The sequence below is a fragment of the Marinagarivorans sp. genome (genome assembly GCF_982758155.1).
Genome location: NZ_CEXWTU010000367.1, coordinates 1 through 2,929 on the forward strand (window position 1 = coordinate 1; position 2,929 = coordinate 2,929).

A 2,929-nucleotide genomic window follows, 5' to 3' on the forward strand; every position below is an offset into this window, starting at 1 on the left:
GGCAGGTAGGCAGGTAGGCAGGTAGGCAGGTAGGCAGGTAGGCAGGTAGGCAGGTAGGCAGGTTATTAGAATAATGTCTGGGTCAACAAAAAACGGATTGGCGCTAAATTTAAGAAACACAGGCCGCTACCTGATACAATTCTACCCTCATACATTTGGGTGTTTGGTGAATTAATTAACGTAATCGTCGTCAACTATAAAAGGTAGTCAAAAAAATCTATGGAACATTTAAGAACCTTATTCTATACCGCTAGTTTTGTCTGCTCCACAATAACCCTAAGCGCCTGTGGTGGCTCTACACAAGCTAGCTCAAGCTCCGGCACCATCGCTCCAACACCGCATGGAACCCAAATTAGCCCAACTGAATTTTCAGCTTATATGGATTCTGGAACTTGGTTACGTGAGGCTACCGTAAACCTTCAGGAAGGGAAATTTACATCCGTCAGCACCAGTACTATTAATATCCTGAATAGCGCAGAAATTTCTTTAAATAATTGCGATACGGAAGAACCCATTATAGGAAGCGCCCAGGACGTACTCATCGACAAGGCAGAACAGCAAGAATTCTGCTCATTTTTTGCCAATGGCAGTACACATAGCGCCGAATACTATCTTGACGACAATGGAAGCCTCACAGAACTGAGTTTTTGTGACGATACACTTTTGACCACTGGAACATTAGCAAAGATATCTGATGCCACTGAATTTAATCTAGGCACCCTAACAGATAATGCATACTTTCCTACCGAAGGCGAGCCACGTAATAATAAAGTATGTGGCGATATATCCACCATAGAAATTCTAGAGCCTAGTATTGACGACTTTAATACAACAAGCCTATCGATAAAATCGACGTTCACCCAAGACGAAGTCGAGTTAACGGAAATTTTTACTTTCACTTTTCCAACGAATGCTCCTATAGGAACCTACATTGCTGTCGATGAACTCACGGATAGTTTAGCCCAAGAAGTTGTCGTCAAATTCTCGACTTCGGAAGATCTATCAGATTCCCCAGACCCTGACTTTCTTGATAAAGAGTTTGCAGTAGGAACACTCGAAATTACAAACATCTCTAAATATCAAGTGGAAGGTAGCTACTCAATAAACATGAACGATGAGGATGGCGGCTTCGGCATTGGCGTGGAGTTCGACCACATCTTTTCAATTAATTTAAAGCCGTAACCCCATACGGGAAAGTACTTAAAGCGTTGGGGGTATATAAGTCCTAACGCTTTAAGTAGAGATATGGCCCTCCGCCACTAAGGCAGTGAAGCTTTAGCGGCTTTTTGGTGCGGGGTTGATCCTAGTGAACACTAACCTATTGACTTGATAGCTTAATGTTATGGATGCCCCCGATTATGTCTAGGCGTTGGGGTTATTGTGTGCTTTGGGTCTATGGGCGAAAAAAATCTTGAAAAGTAAGGGAGGCCTAGTGTTTTTACTGAATGTGGGTGTCTTTATTTTTTTGAGAGTGCCTGTCCTGCATTATTTTTATTGAGGATTTTTAAGTGTGAATCGTCTATTTAAATAGAGGCGTGAAATTTCATTAAGCACCTCAAAATGGCGTTAATAGACACGCATTCAATAAAAATTAGATTGAAAATATTAAAATAGGATATTTTATGCATAAATATATATTTAGAATGGCAGCATTAATATTAACCACGCTTATGGTGTCAGCGGTGTCAGCTCAATCGGAGCTCGAAACCGGCGAAAAAATTTACTCTCCTGGATACTTAACCTCGGCTAATGGCGTATATAAGCTTAGCGTACAAACTGATGGCAATTTAGTCTTGCACAAAAACAATAACCCTATATGGGCAACAGGTACTAGTGGGGTTGGTGATGCTGTGTTGTCAATGCAAGGTGACGGTAACTTAGTACTATATAAGTTACCAAACTGGCAGCCTGTATGGCATTCCAATACATGGAACATCGGCTATGGCGCCAGATTATCGGTGCAGGACGACGGAAACACCGTTTTATATGATGCCGCCGGGTCAGCCAAGTGGAGCACGGGTACTTGGCAAGCGCCAGAAATATCGTACACCGCATTACAAAATCCACCGCAAGATAGGCAAATAATACTTAGAAGTGAATCTAAATGTATTATGTTTTCTAAAACTGTATTTGGCGCTGGCACTAGCCAAACACTTGCCTCTGTCTTAGGTGTGGATAAAGGCGAATGCGTGAATTTCAAGGTACAGTTGAAGGGCGGAACAAATAACCAGTATTACCTTACTACACCTAAAACTTATGATGAACGAAACACAGGATACCCATTTATTGAAGGGGAAAATTATAGATATATTTCAAATGGAGGCTCCGATAAAAATAATAAAAACATGTCATTCAAAAGAGCAACCGGCTTTAATGGGACATCTAAGTTCATATGGAGATTTATCGATAAGGGTAATGGATTCTATCAAATAGTGTCTATTAATTCGGGGATGTGTTTGGATGTAGGCTCTAACGGTCGTTTAAAGCAACACTATTGCCATGGAGGAAGTAACCAGCAATTTTCATTTGAAAACTTTAATTTTATAGAATAAAACACTAGGGACTCAATATTAATTTCTTATCGTCTTATTTATAGAAGTTTAGATCTAATCTGATACAGCTTCTTGAAAAAGAGAGAGAGTTACCCGTTTTGGAAAAGTGTCGAATCTCAAATTAAAACAAAACGGTAACTCTCATACTAAAAAATTGGACACCAAAATTAATCAAAGTCGAGGACAGGCACTCGTCAAATCAGTGAAAGAGCATAAAGAACTCAACTTCTAAAACAATCCGCTATTTGACTCCTCAACTAACATTATCTAGTGTTAAACCATAAGGCACTGGATAAGCAACCATGACTCAACCGCGTAACCAATTGGTATCAATAGACGATACCCCTTTCTACAACATTACAAGCCGCTGCGTTAGG

Annotated in this window: 2 protein-coding genes; both read left to right on the plus strand. The window is 40.4% G+C overall.

Going from position 1 to position 2,929, the window contains the following annotated elements; all coding sequences use genetic code 11:
• The first annotated feature begins 219 nt into the window (after positions 1-219).
• The gene (locus tag AC3A8L_RS20915) at positions 220-1,182 is read left to right on the plus strand and encodes a hypothetical protein (RefSeq protein ID WP_487964216.1); all 963 of its coding nucleotides are present in this window, start codon (positions 220-222) and stop codon (positions 1,180-1,182) included.
• A gap of 440 nt (positions 1,183-1,622) precedes the next feature.
• Positions 1,623-2,552 carry an RICIN domain-containing protein gene (locus tag AC3A8L_RS20920; RefSeq protein WP_487964217.1) on the plus strand — a complete coding sequence of 310 codons (930 nt, stop codon included), beginning with the start codon at positions 1,623-1,625 and terminating at the stop codon, positions 2,550-2,552.
• Positions 2,553-2,929: the final 377 nt, after the last annotated feature.

What these genes read in the sequence shown, in the direction of transcription:
- AC3A8L_RS20915 (WP_487964216.1), top strand. Translation starts at nt 220, where the DNA reads ATGGAACATTTAAGAACCTTATTCTATACCGCTAGTTTTGTCTGCTCC.
- AC3A8L_RS20920 (WP_487964217.1), top strand. Translation starts at nt 1,623, where the DNA reads ATGCATAAATATATATTTAGAATGGCAGCATTAATATTAACCACGCTT.